2 protein-coding genes are annotated in these 1,696 nt (G+C 37.4%); both read left to right on the top strand.

Features of this window, described 5'->3' with window-relative positions:
• Positions 1-67: 67 nt before the first annotated feature.
• On the top strand, positions 68-568 hold the full coding sequence (locus CDOM15925_RS09895; RefSeq protein WP_169943241.1) for a chemotaxis protein: 501 nt from the start codon (positions 68-70) through the stop codon (positions 566-568).
• 257 nt (positions 569-825) lie between these two features.
• A partial coding sequence (locus tag CDOM15925_RS09900; RefSeq protein ID WP_349644350.1) for a TonB-dependent receptor plug domain-containing protein occupies positions 826-1,696 on the top strand: 871 nt, incomplete at its 3' end.

Raw genomic sequence — 1,696 nt, forward strand, 5'->3', positions numbered from 1 at the left:
TTTGCGACACAAGCAAACCAAGCTGCTACAACTGCCTATTTAGGCGGTGGAATAAGGATAGTTTTGAATGTTTAAAGTTAAGATAGTTTATAAATTTACGCTTATCGTATTGCTTGCAGCAGGACTTTTGCTCTTAGGTTATTCGGGCTTTAAATTTGCTTGCGGAGATTACAGCGAATTTCTTATACTGCTGCATAGAATTTGCGGTTTTGCGCTTTTGGTTGTGGCTATGCTTCATATCATTATCAAGCGAAGAAAGCTTGTGAAGCTCTTTAACGAGTTTCTTGATGTGGTTTTGGCTAGGAAAAATCCCTCGTTTTGCAACATGGATAGGCTTGTTATGGCGCTTGAAAATCACACTATCCAAACTATCGCCGATACTTTGCGAATTGATGCCGATGATCTTGTTGAAATTTTAAAAGACGGCGAAGTTAAATTTGATGGCAAAAATCAGACTCTAAGGGATATCGCAAGACTAAATGACGAGAAGATTTTTTATACTCTTGTGTTGATAGTCGAAGCTAAATTCGGAGATAGAAGCCAGAAATTTAGAAGTTGTAATATATAAAGATATATTTTAAAGCTTAAATTGTTACTATTGTTTTTACACCTATCCGTTTTTTAAATTTGCCCTAAATTAAGCTGTTTTGCTCTCTAAAAATTTAAATTTCATTAAATAAATTTCAGTTTCTTTTAAATAACTCTTAAATAAAATTATTTTTATATATTTTATATTGTATTACATCTATATATAGTCTATTTAAAAATATAAAAATTAAATTTATATAGGAGTTGGGATGAAAAAGAGCGCATTAATGGCATGTAGTGTCGCCATTGGTTTGGCATGCTCAAGTTTTTGAACTAGGACAGGTTGAAGTTGTCTCAAGCGTTGAAGGTGTGCAAAAAAGCGACACGAATGTTGTTGTGATTGATACCGAAAAGATGCAAAAAGATGAGATCAAAAGACTCTTTCAAGTCGCTTACTCGACACCCGGTGTTTATGTGGATAAGAAAGGTCCAAGAGCTGAGCAGAATTTCTATATTCGCGGCTTTGACGCTAGGCGCGTACCGCTATTTATAGACGGAATTCCCGTTTATATCCCGTATGACGGAAATGCGGATTTTGGTCGTTTTACCACCTTTGATCTAAGCCAAATCGTAATCTCAAAAGGCGCAAGCAGCGTGCTTTACGGTGCAAACACCATGGGTGGAGCGATAAATTTAGTGTCCAAAAAGCCTACGCGCGAATTTGAAGGCAACATCGGATATGGGATTGAACTGGGTAAGAGCAAAGATACTTTCGGCAATAATGTGGATTTTAACTTGGGCTCGCGTCAAGAGATGTTTTATGTGCAAGCCGGCGGAAGCTTCATGGAGGATAGCGGTCAGCAGCTTTCAAGCGGTTTTGTTAAGGACATAAACGGCAATGAAGACGGTAACAGACGTGAAAATTCCGTTCAAAGAGATAAGAAATTTAACATCAAATTCGGCTTTACTCCAAACGAAACGGATGAATACGCAATCGCTTATATAAATCAAAAAGGCGCAAAAGAGCAGCCGTTTTACGCGGGAAGATACAAGGGTTATAATCAAGCCAAGAGATACTGGGACTGGCCTAAGTGGGACAAGGATGGGGTGTATTTCTTGTCTCACACTCAAATATCTGATAGTTTATATATCAAATCAAAGCTTTTTT

Source organism: Campylobacter sp. RM15925, assembly GCF_012978775.1.
Taxonomy (GTDB): Bacteria; Campylobacterota; Campylobacteria; order Campylobacterales; family Campylobacteraceae; genus Campylobacter_A; species Campylobacter_A canis.

Coding starts and splice junctions, on each gene's coding strand:
- CDOM15925_RS09895 (WP_169943241.1), top strand. CDS start 68: ATGTTTAAAGTTAAGATAGTTTATAAATTTACGCTTATCGTATTGCTT.